Raw genomic sequence first — 14,847 nt, forward strand, 5'->3', positions numbered from 1 at the left:
ATAAAGACTACGACAATGATGCAAATGATTAGGACCAGAAAAGCCTGAGACGTGGTCATAAGACCTTTTTCAGGTAGCGGCCCGTATAGCTTTGCGGCACCTTGGCGACCTCTTCCGGCGTCCCCTCGGCGACGATCCGCCCCCCCTCGTCCCCGCCTTCGGGGCCCAGGTCGATGACCTGGTCGGCGGTCTTGATGACCTCGAGGTTATGCTCAATGACGATGACGCTGTTGCCGGATGCCGTCAGGCGGTGCAAAACGGTCAGCAGCTTCCGGATATCGTCAAAATGGAGGCCGGTCGTCGGCTCGTCGAGCAGGTAGAGGGTCCGGCCGGTCGACCGGGTAGCCAGTTCCGTGGCCAGCTTGATCCGCTGCGCTTCGCCGCCGGAGAGCGTGGTGGCCGACTGGCCGAGCTTAACGTAGCTGAGGCCGACGTCGGAGAGCGACCTTAGCTTGCGCTCGATCTGCGGGATGTTCTCGAAGAGCTGGAGCGCCTCTTCCACCGTCATGTCGAGCACGTCGTAGATGCTCTTCCCCTTGTAGTGGACCTCGAGCGTTTCCCGGTTATACCGTTTCCCTTTGCAGACGTCGCACGGCACGTAGACGTCGGGGAGAAAATGCATCTCGATCTTGACCAGGCCGTCGCCGCCGCACGCTTCGCAGCGCCCCCCTTTCACGTTAAAGGAGAACCGCCCGGTCTTGTAACCGCGCATCCGGGCTTCCTGCGTCATGGTGAACAGGTTGCGGATGTGGTCGAATACCCCGGTGTAGGTCGCCGGGTTGGAGCGCGGCGTCCGGCCGATCGGCGTCTGGTCGATAATAATGACCTTGTCGATATTTTCCAGGCCGGTGATGGCGTCGTGTTCTCCCGCTTTTTCCAGCGACCGGTAGAACTTTTTGGCCAGGGCGTTATAAAGGATGTCGTTGATCAGCGAGCTCTTGCCCGAGCCGGAGACCCCGGTCACCGCCGTAAAAACGCCGAGCGGGAACCGGACATCGATATTTTTTAAATTATGGTGCCTGGCCCCTTTGATCGTCAGCCACTGGCCGTTCCCTTTTTTCCGTTCCCGGGGAACGGCGATCTTTTGCTGGCCGGACAGGTAGTGGCCGGTGATCGAGCGCGGAGCCTTGATGATATCGGCGACCGTCCCGGTCGCCACGATCTCGCCGCCGTGGCGCCCCGCCCCCGGCCCGATGTCGACCAGGAAATCGGCGCGCCGCATCGTCTCTTCGTCATGCTCGACGACGATGATCGTATTGCCCAGATCGCGGAGACGCTCCAGCGTCTCGATCAGGCGGCCGTTGTCGCGCTGGTGGAGGCCGATCGACGGCTCGTCCAGGATGTACAGGACGCCGACCAGGCCGGAACCGACCTGGGTCGCCAGCCGGGTCCGCTGGGCTTCGCCGCCCGACAGGGTGGCCGATTCGCGGCTCAGGGTGATGTAATCGAGCCCGACGTCGATCAGGAACTTGAGGCGAGCTCTGATCTCCTTGACGATCTGTTTGGCGATCGTCTGCTCCCGCTCCGACAATGCCAGCTCGTCGAGCCAGCGCATGACCGCCTTGATCGCGTAAGCCGAGACGTCGGCGATCGAGCGGTTGCCGATCTTGATCGCCAAACTCTCCGGGCGCAGCCGCTGGCCGCCGCAATCGCGGCAGGGGATCGCGCTCATGTAGCGGTAAAGGTGGTAACGGACGTTCTCCGAGCGGGTCTCCAGATAGCGGCGGCGGAGGTTATTGACCACCCCCTCGAATTCCCCCTCGTGTTCCCAGTACCCCCGCTCCATCTCGTAAGTGAACTTGATCGGCTTTTTGCTCCCGTAAAGGATGACGTTGAGCTGTTCCTTGCTCAATTTATTGATCGGCGTGTCGAGGTCGAACTTGTACGCCTGGCCGACGGCCGCCAGCTTCTGGACGTAATAGGAAGCGGCTTCCCCCCACGGGGCGATCGCGCCGCCGGCAATGGTCAGGTTCTTGTCGGGGATGATCAGGTCGGGGTCGAACTCCAGCTTGTTCCCCAGGCCGGAGCATTTGGGACAGGCGCCGTACGGGCTGTTGAAGGAAAAGATCCGCGGCGTGATCTCGTCCAGCGAGGTGCCGCAATAGGGACAAGCGAATTTCTGGGAATAGAGCTCGTCTTTGGCTTTTTTCCCTTCGCCGTGCGCGACGATCACCAGGTCGTTCCCGTATTTCAGCGCGGTCTCGACCGATTCCGCCAGCCGTTTCTGATTGGTAGCCGAGGCGGTAAGCCGATCGACCACGATCTCGATGTCGTGCTTGACCTTCTTGTTCAGCGCCGGGACCTCGCCGATCTCGTAAAGCTTCTTGTCGACGCGGACCCGGACAAAACCGTCCTTGGTGATATCCTCGAAAAGCTGTTTGTACTCCCCTTTCCGGCCGCGGACGACCGGCGCCAGGATCTGGATAGCCTTGCCCGCCAGCGAGCCGACGATCAGGTCGACGATCTGGGGAACGGTTTGCCGTTCGATCTTACGGCCGCACTTGGGACAATACGGGATGCCGATGTTGGCGAACAGGAGGCGGAGATAATCGTAGATCTCGGTGACGGTGCCGACCGTCGACCGGGGGTTGCGGGCGGGCGCTTTCTGGTCGATCGAGATCGCCGGCGATAGACCGTCGATATTGTCGACGTCCGGCTTCTGCATCTGCTCCAGGAACTGCCGGGCGTAGGCCGAAAGCGACTCGACGTAGCGGCGCTGCCCCTCGGCGTAGATGGTGTCAAAAGCGAGCGACGACTTGCCGGAGCCAGACAAGCCGGTGAAGACGATGAACTTGTTGCGCGGCAGCTCCAGGCTTACGTCCTTGAGATTATGCTCGCGCGCCCCTTTGATAACGATCCGGTCGGCTTCCATCAGATCATTTTGTTGAAAAAGCAGCTCCGGTTGCCGGTGTGGCAGGCGATGTCGCCGACCTGCTCGATCTTGGCCAGCAGCGCGTCGGCGTCGCAGTCGTAGTAGAGCTCTTTTACTTTCTGGATGTGGCCCGAAGTGTCCCCTTTGTGCCAGAGGACTTTGCGGGAGCGGCTCCAGTAGACCATTTCTTTGGTGTCGAGCGTCTTTTGCAGCGATTCCTTGTTCATGTAGGCGAGCATCAGGACCGCGCCGTCCTTGTAGTCCTGCGCGATCACCGGAACGAGGCCGTTGGCATCAAATTTTATCTTCGCCAGGTCCATTTAAAGCTCCTTTTCTTTGCACCGAGAATTCGACGTTGACCGCCCCCGCGCCGAGCAGTTTTTCCAGCTGCTGGATCAGGTCGGTATTGATGTCGACCCAGAGGGCCCGGTTCAGCTCCACGCTCTTGCCGTCCATCCGGATAAAGACCGGATCGCCGCCGTGGTGCAGGATCAGGGCATCCTTCATTAACTCTAACACTTTTTTATCGGCCAAGTCCACCAGCTCGACCTTGAGCGAGCGGACCTTTTCCAGCTCGACCAGCGGCTCGACGGTCTCCGCCTGGATGTTCAGTTCCTCGGTCCGGAAATCGCGGTTCAGTTTTCCTTTGACGATCACCGCTTCGTCGTCGTTGAGGAACGGGGCGCATTTCTCGTAGGCCTTGGGGAAAACGACCAGCGGGATCGTCCCGGTCAGGTCTTCCAGGTTCCCCAGCAGCATGGCGTCGCCCCGCTTGGTGACGATCCGTTTGCAGTCGGCCAGCAGGCCGCCGACCTTGACCGGTTCTCCCTCGTTCATCTCGGCGATATCGGCGACGTCCTGGCTGGTCTGGGCGTCGAGCGATTCGCGCAGCCGCTCCAGCGGATGAGAAGAGATGTAGAGGCCGAGCAGCTCTTTTTCCATGCGCAGGAGCTGGTCCGGGCTGAACTCGGGGATTTCCGTGCTGGTCTCACCCAGGGACTGGGAACCAGGGACCGGGGACTGGGGCGCCATGGTGAACAGCGCTTCCTGGCCGTTCGCCCGCTCTTTCAGCTCCTTAGTTACCTGGCCGATCATTTTCTCGTAGTTCGACAGCAGGAACGCCCGCCCCCGGGCGAAGGAATCGAACGCCCCGGCCTTGATCAAACTCTCGACGACCTTCTTGTTGACCGCGTGGGTGTCGATCCGCCGGTAAAAATCCTCGAACGACTGGAACGGGCCGTCTTTTGTCTTGCAGGCGATGATCGAATCGATCGCCGCGGTCCCGACGTTCTTGATCGCCGTCAGGCCGAAGCGGATCCCCTCCTTGGTCACCGTGAACGTCCGCTCGCTTTCGTTGACGTCGGGCGGCAATATTTTTAAATTCAGCCGCTGCGCTTCCGCCAGGTACATGCGGACCTTGTCGGTGTTCCCCATGACCGAGGTCAACAGGGCGGCCATGAACTCGCCCGGGTAGTTCGCCTTGAGGAACGCCGTCTGGTACGAGATCAGGGCGTAGCTGGTCGAATGCGATTTATTGAAGCCGTAACCGGCGAATTTTTCGCACAGGTTAAAAAGCTCGGCCGCCTTGTGCTTGGAGACGCCGCGCTTAACCGCCCCCTCGATAAAGAACTCTTTCTGCTGGGCCATCTCCTTGACCTTTTTCTTCCCCATGGCGGAACGGAGCACGTCCGCCTGCCCCAGCGAATAACCGGCGACCTTGGAGGCGATCTCCATGACCTGCTCTTGATACAAGATCGTGCCGTAGGTTTCGCGCAGGATCGGCTGCAGCTCCGGCAGTTCGTACTTGATCGGCACCTTTTTGTGCTTCCGTTTGACGAAATCCTCGACCATGCCGCTTTCCAGCGGTCCCGGCCGGTAGAGCGCCAAAAGGGCGATGATCTCCTCAAAGGTGAACGGCTTCAGGTCCTTGATCAGGGCGCGCATCCCCCGGCTTTCCAGCTGGAAGACGCCGATCGTTTCGCCGGCGGAGAGGAGCCGGTAGGTATTTAAGTCGTCCATCGGCAGGGCGTTGATGTCGATCTCGATCCCCCGCCCTTTTTTCAGCAGTTCGACCGCGTGGGCGATCATGGTCAGGTTGCGCAGGCCGAGGAAGTCCATCTTGAGCAGGCCGATCTTTTCCAGGTCGTTCATCGTGTACTGGGTGACGACCGAGTTCTCGTCCAGTTTCTGGAGCGGCGCGTATTCCATCAGCGGAGCTTGGGAGATAACGACGCCGGCGGCGTGGACCGAAGCGTGGCGGACCATCCCCTCGACTCCCCGGGCGGTATCGATCAGCTGCCGGACCTTTTCGTCCCGGGCGTAGAGCTCTTTCAGCTCCTTGACGCTGCTCAGCGCCTTGTCGAGGTCGATATCGGGACCGAACGGGACCAGCTTGGCGATCCGGTCCACTTCGGGCAGCGGCATGCGCTGGACCCGGCCGACGTCGCGAATGGCCCCCCGGGCGGCCATCGTCCCGAACGTGATGATCTGGGCGACGTGGTCCTTGCCGTACTTTTTCGTCACGTACTCGATCACTTCGCCCCGGCGCTCGAAACAAAAGTCGACGTCGATGTCGGGCATCGAGATCCGCTCCAGGTTGAGGAAGCGCTCAAAGATCAGGCCGTATTTCAGCGGTTCGATGTTGGTGATGCTGAGCGCGTAGGAGACGATGCTGCCGGCGGCGGAACCGCGGCCCGGGCCGACCTGGATCCCCTGCGATTTGGCCCAGTTGATGAAGTCCTGCACGATCAGGAAATAGGAGGCGTACTCCATCTTCTCTATCGTGTAGAGCTCGTATTTGACCCGGTCGATCACTTCGGGCGGCAGCAGCGTGCCGTATTTCTTTTTGACCCCGTCCCAGACAAGCTTTTCCAGGAAAGAATCGGGCGTGTCGCCGGCCGGGACCGCGAAGTTCGGCAGGTGGAGCACACCGGTCTCCAGCTCGAAATTGCACTTAGCGGCGACGACCAGCGTATTGGCCAGCGCCTCCGGGATGTCGCCGAACTTGGCCGCCATTTCTTCGTACGACTTCAGGTAGATGTCCTGCGTGTTGAACTTCAGCCGTTTGTCGTCGTCTAAGAACGAGTTGGTCTGGATGCAGACCAGGACGTCCTGCAGGTAGATATCCTCTTTTTTGACGCAGTGGACGTCGTTGGTGGCGACCATCTCGACCTTGTTGGCCCGGGCAAAGGCGATCAGCTGCGGTTTCAGTTCCCGGAACTCGTCGAGGCCCAGCTCCATCACTTCCAGGTAAAAATCGTCGCCCCACAGGCGCTGGTAAAACTGGAGCGCTTTCCTGGCTTTTGCCTCGTCCCCCTGGCGCAGGGCGCGGCCGATCTCCCCCTCGGCGCAGCCGGACATGGCGACCAGCCCCTCGTGGTATTGCTCCAGCAGCTCCCGGTCGATCCGCGGCCGGGAGTAAAAGCCTTCGATCGAGGCGAGCGAGGCGAGCTTGATCAGGTTCTTGTAGCCGGTCACGTTCTTGGCCAGGAGCGTCAGGTGGTTGGGCGAGCGGTCTTCTTTCGTCTCCTTATCGTGGCGGGAGCGCGGGGCCAGGTACATCTCGCAGCCGATGATCGGCTTGATCCCGGCCTGTTTGGCCGCCAGGTAGAACTCGACCGCGGCGTACATGTTGCCGTGGTCGGTCACGGCCAGCGCCGGCATGCCGAGCTCCTTGGCCCGGTTGACCAGGTCCAGGATGCGGCAAGCCCCGTCCAGCAGGCTATACTCGGTGTGGCAGTGCAGGTGAACGAACTTGTTGCGGTGCGGCATCAGGGGTCAATTATAACAAAAAAGGCCGCGTCTCTCAACGCGGCCCTTTTCAATACGTATTGAAAAAACTAGTTAATTAGCCACCGATCCTGAACATCTTGGTCCCGCACTTCGGGCACTCACCTTTTGTCGCCTTGCGGCCATTCTTTAAAGTGACCGCTTTCGCGTCCTTCATTTCGGTCTTCTTTTTGCATTTAACGCAATAACCTTTGACTTCCGCCATTCCTGCACCTCCCCTCAAAACGAATTGATGAATGAAATCGTACACCCTCGTCCTAGAGCTGTCAAGCTTAACTTGCCGGTTGAAATGTGACCGTCGTATGTTATGATTGCCCATAAGATGAAGGCAAAACAACTGTGCGCTGGTCTGGCCCTCTGCTTGCTGGCTAACCTGGCTCTTGCCCAAGTCCGGATCGCCAACGATCCTACCCGGCTCGGCGTCGGCGCCCGGCCGCTCGGCATGGGGAAGGTTTTTACCGCCTTTGCCGACGATCCCTCGGCCATTTTCCTCAACCCGGCCGGCTTATCCCTGGTGGAAAAGTGGGAGCTCTCTTCAATGTCGGGGAAATTCGCCAACGAGATGGATTACGCCCAGCTATCGACCGTTATCCCGAGCCGCTTCGGCAATTTCGGCGTCGCCTATACCGGCGGCGGGCTTTCTTTTACCGCTCCCTCGCCCGAAGTGATCGTGATCGGCGGCGAAGAAAAGTATTTCCCCTCGCCCTCCGGCACGGTCAGCTACCAGTGGAACAATGCCGCGCTGCTTTTTTCTTACGGCAAGCAATGCCAGTTCCCCCAGTGGAACATCAGCGACCTGAAGCTGGGAACGTCGCTCAAGCTTTATTCCCAGAACCTGGCCGGTTCCGGCATCAATCCGCTGACCGCCTCCGGTTTTGACCTGGACATCGGCGCGCTATATCAGCCGACCAGGCAGCTAACGACCGCGCTGGTCTTGCAGAATATCGTCCCCACCGCGCTCGGCGGCGGCGTTAAATGGAGCAGCGGAGTGCAGGAATCGCTCCCGGCCTTGGCCAGGCTGGGGCTAAAATACGGACTACTGGGTGAGAATGGTCAGATCAGCTGGCGCGGCCAGGAGCTGGCGCTCGGCCTCGATTACGAGTTCTATCCGACCCACGGCAGCAATCCGGCCGCTACCCGGCTCGGGCTGGAATGGTCGCCGCAAGAAATACTGGCCGTCCGGCTCGGTTCGGAGAGCGGCGACCTGACCTACGGCGTCGGCCTCAGTTTTGACGAGTTCCGCTTTGATTACGCTTACCACGCTTATTACGGGCTCGCTTCGGCGGCCACCAATTATTTCTCGCTCTCTTACGGGGTGGGCAAGCCCAAGCCGCCGGTCGTTAAGACTTATCTCAAGATCATTACCCCGGAAAGCGGCTCGATCCTTTACGGCGAAAAGATCGACCTGCGCGGACTGGTAACGGACCGGGCGGTTGCCCGGATCGTCATTCCCGGCCTGGCAGCGCCCAAGCGGCAATTTGTCACGTATCAGGGGGCGCCGGAAGTCAACTTGATGCTCGGGACCAACCCGATCTCGGTCAAGGTCTACGAGAAGAACGGCCGCCTGCTGAAAGTGATCGACCGGATCGCCGGCACCGTGGAAGCGGGGATCCCGATCAACGAGGATAATTATTTTGACGCCGAACTGAGCCTGAAGCTCGGCGCTAACAGTCTCTCCGTGGAAGCGTTGGACGCGGCCGGGAATAACCTGAAAACGATCGGCTGGCGGGCCGTCCGGCTGGTCAGTTTTAGCGACGTGGGAGCCGGCTATTGGGCGAAACTGCCGATCGAGGCGCTGGCGACGCTTAACATTATTTCGGGCTATCCGGGCGGGCTATTCAAGCCCGAGGGGGATATTACCAGGGCTGAGTTATGTTCTTTGCTGGTCAAGGCAAAACCCGAAATCCTAAACACTAAATCCGAAACAAATCCGAAATTCAAAGACCTAAACTCGAAACACTGGGCGGCAAAATACATCGCTTTGGCAGTTAATGCTGGGCTGGCTAAAGGATATCCTGGCAACTTATTTAAGCCGAACGGGAAGATCTCGCGGGCCGAAGGGGTGACGATCATCGCCCGCTTTGCCGACCTGTCGATCGCCGGCGGCAAACTGATCGAGGCGCCCTACCCCGACCTGCCGGGCCGGCACTGGTCGGTGCTGGACGTGATGGCGGCCAAAGAAGGCGGGATACTCAATTACCTGAGCGGCCAGAATTTTGAGCCGAACCGGAACTTAACCCGCGCCGAAGTGGCGGAAATGCTTTACCGGACCAAGCCGGTCAAGCAAACCTTACTTAACAACGATATAAGCCTTCCCTAATTCCTTGCCGTCGGCGGTCAACAGCTTGACCGGGTAGATGCCGTTGCCGACATAATTACCGCTTTGGTCCTTGCCGTCCCAGCTGACCGCGTTATAAGAAGCCATTCCTCCCTGGGTCCCGGCCGGGAATGTCCGGTTGATGATCGGTTCGCCGCCGACCGGCGACATCCCCAGCAGCCGGACGCTGGCGTCGTTGGCCAGGACATAGCTGATCGTCGCCGCACCGGCGGTCGGCGTATAAGGGAGGGGCGCGATGGTCAGAGTGCCGACGACCGCCATGACGCCGGCGCCCGGCGACTCCAGCGTGAAACTGATGACCGATTCATTGCCGTTCCGGTCGGTGACCAGGACCTTGATATCGTAGGTCCCTTTGACCGACAGGTCGAGGGTAAAGGTATTGGTGGCGGACAGGCCGGTCGTCTTGTTGAGCTTCAGCTCATTGTTGACGTAGACCTTGAGGCTGGCGATATCGCCCGGATTCGCCAGCGACACGATCACTTCCGGGCTGGCCGATGAATCGCGCCGTTCGGCGGAGGAGATCGCCAGGCCGTCGGCCGCGACGGAAAAGTTGCTCCTGCCGATCGCGCCGACCTTCCGGACCGGGATCAGCGGTTCGACGAAAACGCCGATCTGTCCCTTGTCATAAGAAGTATCCATGTTCAGATAAGCCAGTATCGCCGTTCCGTTCGGGGTACTGGCGATGCTATCCGGCCAGAATTGCGCCTTGGAACCGTCGGAAAGTTTGACGCCGCTCTCCCCCCAAAGACGGTTGCCGTTCCGGTCCAGCCGCTGGCCGTAAACGGCGATCGGCATGGCCATCGTTTCGGCCGATAAAATGCCGTCCAAGCCGTCGGCCAGGTAAAGGTCGTTGAAACGCTGGGCCTGGGCGGCCGACAAGCCGCGCAGGTCCATGAAGATCACGATCGCGCCGCCGCTGCCGTCGTAGTTAAGCGAATAGCCGAAGTTAGCGCTTTGGGGCACGGACGGGCCCAGCACTTGCCAGGCCGTGGCCGGATCGACAAGATAAGCCGCCCCTTCGCAGCTGCTGACCGGGACTTTATTGATGTAGATCTGTCCGCCGACGTATTTATAAGCTTCGCTGGAAGCGCAATAAGAGAAGAGCACGGTATTGTCGTCGGCCGGGGCGACCGAGGAGAGCACATGGCCGGCGGGGGCTTCTATACTGCCAAGCAGCGTGCCGGCGGTGCTGATCAAGAGGCCCCTCCCCTTGTTGACCTGGAAATCGTCGGCGACCGCCAGGATCCGGCCGTCGGCCAGCTGGTAGGAATTCCTGGTCACGTTCATCCCCGAGCGGCCGCTGGCCAGCACGTTGGTGGCGCCCAGCGCCCCGCTCCGGCTCAGCGTGCGCGCGCGGAAGGTTTTTAGCCCGCTATTATTATGGTCCCACAGGATAACGGCGGTATCGCTGCCGGTGTAATGGACCTGCGGGAAGGTATTATTGGTGGCGGCGGTCTTGACCGCCACCACGGCCGGGCCGGACAAAAAGGCCGCTTCCGGCGAACCGTTGGCGTCGACCCAGCTGGCGTATACCTCTTTGGAATAGGTCCAGGTAAAGATCGCTCCGCCCCGGTCATCGGCTCCCACCGCCAGAGAACCGATATTATCAGTGTCATAAGTAGGTAAGACATGGAAAGTCGTTCCGTCATAACCCCACAGCTTGCGTCCGGAAGCAGCATCAAGCTTTTGCGCGTTGTAGAGCAGCTGGTCAACCGACTGGTCGCCGACCCGGGCGAGCAATCCGGTGACCCCGACCAGCGGCATGGTCAGGACATTCGCTTCCCCCGTGCCAAGACAGCTAACGCCGGCCGTAAAATAGTCATTATCAGCGGCGCCGGATTCGACGGTGATCATCGCCTGGTTTTGCCACAACACCTCGCCCGAACCGCTGATCCGCTGGGCATATATCCTTCTGGGCAGCATGTCCGCTTCACCAACGGGAAGAGCATCCCTGTTCCACCAGGTAACGATGGCGCCGCCCGCTCCGTCCCTTACCGGCAAGCCGAAATAATCGATCCCCGGCGCACCGATCTTTGTTTGCCAGTTGAACGAGCCGTCCAACGGATTTAATTTAGTAACTACCACCCTAAATTGCGCGCCCTCAAGCGTACTGGACACGTATATGATCTCGGCCGCGGTCGCTTTCGAGGTCAACGGCGCGGGGTAGTCAAAGCCCGTAGTGAGGTTAGCTTTCCAGGCCAGGCCGCCGCCGCTGGTAACGCGCGCCACCCGGCCGTAATTGAGTCCCGCCGGCAAACTGTCCGGATGGGCGGTATACGAGAACAACGCGCCATCCCGGCCATCGGGAGCCAAATAACCGGTACTGCGTCCTTCATTATCCATCAGGATCCCGCCGGGAGGCCAACCGGCGGCCGCCGAGCCGTTCGCCTGGAACTTTTGCATGACAAAATATTCTTCCAAAGTGGTCGGCGAAGTATTAAAAGCGATATAGTAGTAATTGTTTCCGTCCGATTCACGCGTCGACATGGCGGAAAGATTGGCGATCGTCCCGCTCGGAACATGCATATCCATCGACGCCCAGCCGGGCGCAAAAGTGCCATTGGCGAGAATGTGGGCCCCCCAGATCTTGCGCTGGGTCTGCCAGTTCCTCATGTCCTGGACCCAAAAAGCGACGGCTCCGCCGGCCCCGTCGCTGGCGATCACCGGGATCTCTCCGTTCGCTTCGCCGGTTGCCAAGGGGTCGGTCACCAGGAGCGCGGCGGGAGTAAGCCGCAAAGCGGTATTCGTTGTCCCGCCGCCCCACCGCATGTTCCCGCTGCTGTCGACTTTTTGTATATAGACGATCGAGGAAGTGTCGAGATCGATCCCGCCTTCTGACGTTGCCGCCTCTATCCAAACCGTGGCGTATTCCCCGTCGGAAGTTTTGATCAGCGTCGGGGTCTGCGACATTTCCCTGACATCGGTCATATCCACTCCGGGTTTTGCTACCAGGTTAATCGTGGTGGTCAGCGTTCCCGTCTGGTCGATCTTCAAGCCGTATAGGACCCCCGTGCCGCCGATCGTGGCGAAAAAGCCTCCCGCTCCGTCGTCGAGCGCCACGCGGGCCGGCGCGGCGCTGGTGTTCCGAAAAGTGACGGCGCCGGCCCGGCCGGTGTACATCGGCTTGATCTGGTTGACGCCAAAAACGTAATTATAATCGGCGGCGCGGGCGCCGTTTTTCTGCGCGGAAAAACCGCTCCCCCAGCCGACCGAGCTGCTGGCTTCGTTGGTGCCAAGGACCGTCGTCCACTGCAGGGAACCAGTGGGCGTTATCCGCCGGGCCTGGGCCCTGATCTTGCTGATCGTCTTGTTGACCGAGTCATAAGCGCCGACATCGTGGGAAAAAAGCACGATACCGCCCTCGCCGTCGGTAAAGAGCGCCGGCAGGGCGAGTTTGGTCCCGGGCAGCGACCAGATCAGGCCGGCCTCTTCGGTCGCGGCCAGCACAGCCGTCGCGGCGGCGATCAGTAACAGGCACAATAATATTTTTTTCATCCCTTCACCTTTCGTTAGTTCACGACCGTCAGTTTATACTTGGCCAGCAAGCGATTCTCATCGCGCGAGAGGATCGAACCGAGGTAAATGGCGTTGCCGGCCTGGTAACCCTGGTCGCTCCGGCCGTCCCAGGTAAGTTTATTAACGCCGGCGCTGCCGCCTTCGGCTCCCGCGGCGCAGTTCCATTTTTTGACGATCTCGCCGGTCGGCGACGTCAGGTAAACCGTAACGTTGCCGTTGGCGGAGAGTTCGTACTGGATGCTGACGGTCCCGTCCTTGATGATGCTGTACGGGCTCGGGAAAGTGATCGGGATGCCGATAACGCGGAGCGGCCCGCCCATGACCTCAATGGTCGCGGACTGAGCGCTGACGGCAGCGGTACCGCGCAGGCCGCTGGACCGGACGGTCACGCTGATCTCGTGTTTCCCCTCGAGCAGCGGCTCGTCGAATTTATATTTTAGGTTCATAGAAGTAATGTAGCCTTCATCCGCCGTCGTGCCAGAGGCATAGGTCTTTTTCTCGACGTTAGCGGCATTAAGCGTGACCGTGCGGGACGCGGAGGTCCCTTCGTCGACCACGATCTTGTAAGATTCGATATCCTTGGCCAAAGTGTAAGGGAGCTCGATCGCCGCCTCGACTTTCAGGTTGGTATCGGGCGAAACGATGAATGGCCTGTCCCCTTTCTCCTTGACCCAGTAAAGGTTGGGCTGGTAGACCCGGTTGCCGAAATAGAGTTTCACGGTCGGAGCCGGCTCCAGCAGCGGAACAACGCCCGTTTCCGGCGTCGCCGGACCGGCCGGTGGGGCCGCTGACCCCGTTACCGTTAAGACCAGCGGGCCGGGCAAGGCATCGTAGCCGTAGCCGGTAACGTATTTGCCGGTCAGCGGCTTGCCCTCCGCCCCGTCCTTGACGGGCGAATCAACGGTATAATCGTCGCCGACCTTGATGCCGTCGGGCCAGACGTCAAACACGTTAAGCCGGAAAGTGCCGTCCGGATTGGTAAGCGTAGTTGCTATTCCCTTGGTTTGGTCGCGATACAGCCTGATCGTCCGGCCGCCGAGACCGACGCCGGTCGGACCGGTCACTTTACCGGTCAGCGGGTAATCGACCGGGTACGGCGGCAGCGCAGCCGCTGCCAGCGCCGTGGCCATGACGAACAAACTAAGATAGATGACCCTTTTTAGCATTAGCTGGTTCTTTACCTCGTTCCGGTAATGGACAAACTGACGTCCCGGGTGACCGATATCTGGTAGGCACGGTCAGCGACGATATTGCCGAGGCCGCCCAACATAGTGGCGGTTTCAGCGTCAAAGGCGTTCAGTGTCGCGCTCTTGTAAGTGACCGGCCCGCCTTTCAAGGCCTTGGCGGTATTGTCCCAGTATCCGCAAAGCGCGACCACGTTGCCGCCGGCCGTGTTGTTCAGTTGCCTGACGAATTTCCTGACGGTCGTGACGTCCGGTGTGGCAATAGTGGTAAAGGGAACGGCAAAAGTGTTGACGCCCAGGGCGCTGACGACGTTAAAATCATAAGTCTTGGTGCTCGGGCCGCCTGCGGCGCCGCTCAGCGTTTTCCATTCCTTGGTAACGCTCCAGGGACCGGCACCGAACCAGTTCTTGGCCCGGACCTTAAAATAGTAGGTGCCGCTGTTGAACGGAGCATTGGTCACCGGGTCATTGGCCGGCAGGTTAAAGGTCGTGCCGCCGAGCGAAACTACCCGATTAGCGTCATTGTCGGCCGGCTCGGTCTCAGGCGCTATCCAATACTTAAGATCGTAGCCGGTCACTTCGATCTTCGGCATGCCCAAACTGTAACTGTAGTCGACCGCCAGGTTCAACACCACGTTCGGCGTCTCCCCGATCCGCTTGTTCGCTTCGGCAACGGCATTGATGATCGGGGCGTTCTTCGGCTTGTCAGCCAGGAAGTCGGTCTTAAATGGGGCAACGGGGTACTGTAAAGCCGGCTGCGCGCCGGACGCGGCGGCATAAGGCGCCGATTTACCGTAATAGCTTCCCTGGGTCCGGGCCGGGCCGTCCCAGCTGCGGATATAAACGCTGCCGCCGTTAACGCCGGTGTCGTCGTATTGATGGGTTTTGGCGCCCGGCAGCCAGGTGTAAGCGGGAGCGAAGCGGCCGCCGGTTTCCAGCGGTCCGGGGATAGAGCCCTTGAAGAATTCGATATTGGCAGCGTCGGCGTTCCCGCCGGTGTAATCGGGGTTGAGCGTGCCGGTCCAGCCTTGCAAGCCGTTCTCCGCGATCTTCAGCACGATGCCGGCTGCCAACGTTTGCGTCGCCAGGAGCGGCAGCAAGAGCAGCATGATCACCGACCTTTTCAGCCATATTTTACGCATAAACGC

Annotated in this window: 8 protein-coding genes; 1 reads left to right on the top strand and 7 read right to left on the bottom strand. The window is 60.1% G+C overall.

The features are described 5' to 3' along the window. Window positions 1-55 precede the first annotated feature (55 nt). The 4 genes from uvrA to WC529_07455 form a co-directional block, all read right to left on the bottom strand. Complete coding sequence (gene uvrA / locus WC529_07440) at window positions 56-2,872, bottom strand: excinuclease ABC subunit UvrA (protein ID MFA5114109.1); 2,817 nt, start codon at window positions 2,870-2,872, stop codon at window positions 56-58. Continuing rightward, window positions 2,872-3,192, bottom strand: coding sequence for a phosphoribosyl-AMP cyclohydrolase (hisI, locus tag WC529_07445; GenBank protein MFA5114110.1), 321 nt, complete (start codon window positions 3,190-3,192; stop codon window positions 2,872-2,874). Before hisI ends, uvrA begins: the two co-directional genes overlap by 1 nt. Further along, complete coding sequence (locus WC529_07450) at window positions 3,167-6,643, bottom strand: DNA polymerase III subunit alpha (protein MFA5114111.1); 3,477 nt, start codon at window positions 6,641-6,643, stop codon at window positions 3,167-3,169. Before WC529_07450 ends, hisI begins: the two co-directional genes overlap by 26 nt. Before the next feature lie 76 nt (window positions 6,644-6,719). Continuing rightward, window positions 6,720-6,866 (bottom strand): DUF5679 domain-containing protein, encoded by a 147-nt coding sequence (locus WC529_07455; GenBank protein ID MFA5114112.1) that lies wholly within the window; start codon window positions 6,864-6,866, stop codon window positions 6,720-6,722. A 117-nt stretch (window positions 6,867-6,983) separates the two neighbouring features. Here WC529_07455 and WC529_07460 point away from each other — a divergent pair, with 117 nt between their 5' ends. Beyond that, entirely contained in the window at window positions 6,984-8,981 is a 1,998-nt protein-coding gene (locus WC529_07460; GenBank protein MFA5114113.1) for an S-layer homology domain-containing protein, read from the top strand. Here the strand turns inward: WC529_07460 and WC529_07465 are convergent. From WC529_07465 to WC529_07475, 3 genes are read right to left on the bottom strand one after another with little or no spacing between them, the layout of a single operon-like run. Then, window positions 8,952-12,479: a hypothetical protein gene (locus tag WC529_07465; GenBank protein MFA5114114.1), complete on the bottom strand. Its 3,528-nt coding sequence runs from the start codon at window positions 12,477-12,479 to the stop codon at window positions 8,952-8,954. The two genes, WC529_07460 and WC529_07465, sit on opposite strands and share 30 nt — an antisense overlap. 29 nt (window positions 12,480-12,508) lie before the next feature. After that, entirely contained in the window at window positions 12,509-13,681 is a 1,173-nt protein-coding gene (locus WC529_07470) for a carboxypeptidase-like regulatory domain-containing protein (protein MFA5114115.1), read from the bottom strand. An 11-nt stretch (window positions 13,682-13,692) separates the two neighbouring features. Further along, window positions 13,693-14,841, bottom strand: a complete 1,149-nt coding sequence (locus WC529_07475; GenBank protein ID MFA5114116.1) for a hypothetical protein — start codon at window positions 14,839-14,841, stop codon at window positions 13,693-13,695. Between the last annotated feature and the right edge of the window lie 6 nt (window positions 14,842-14,847).

It is taken from the genome of Candidatus Margulisiibacteriota bacterium, assembly GCA_041650855.1.
Lineage (GTDB): Bacteria > Margulisbacteria > WOR-1 > O2-12-FULL-45-9 > XYB2-FULL-48-7 > JALOPZ01.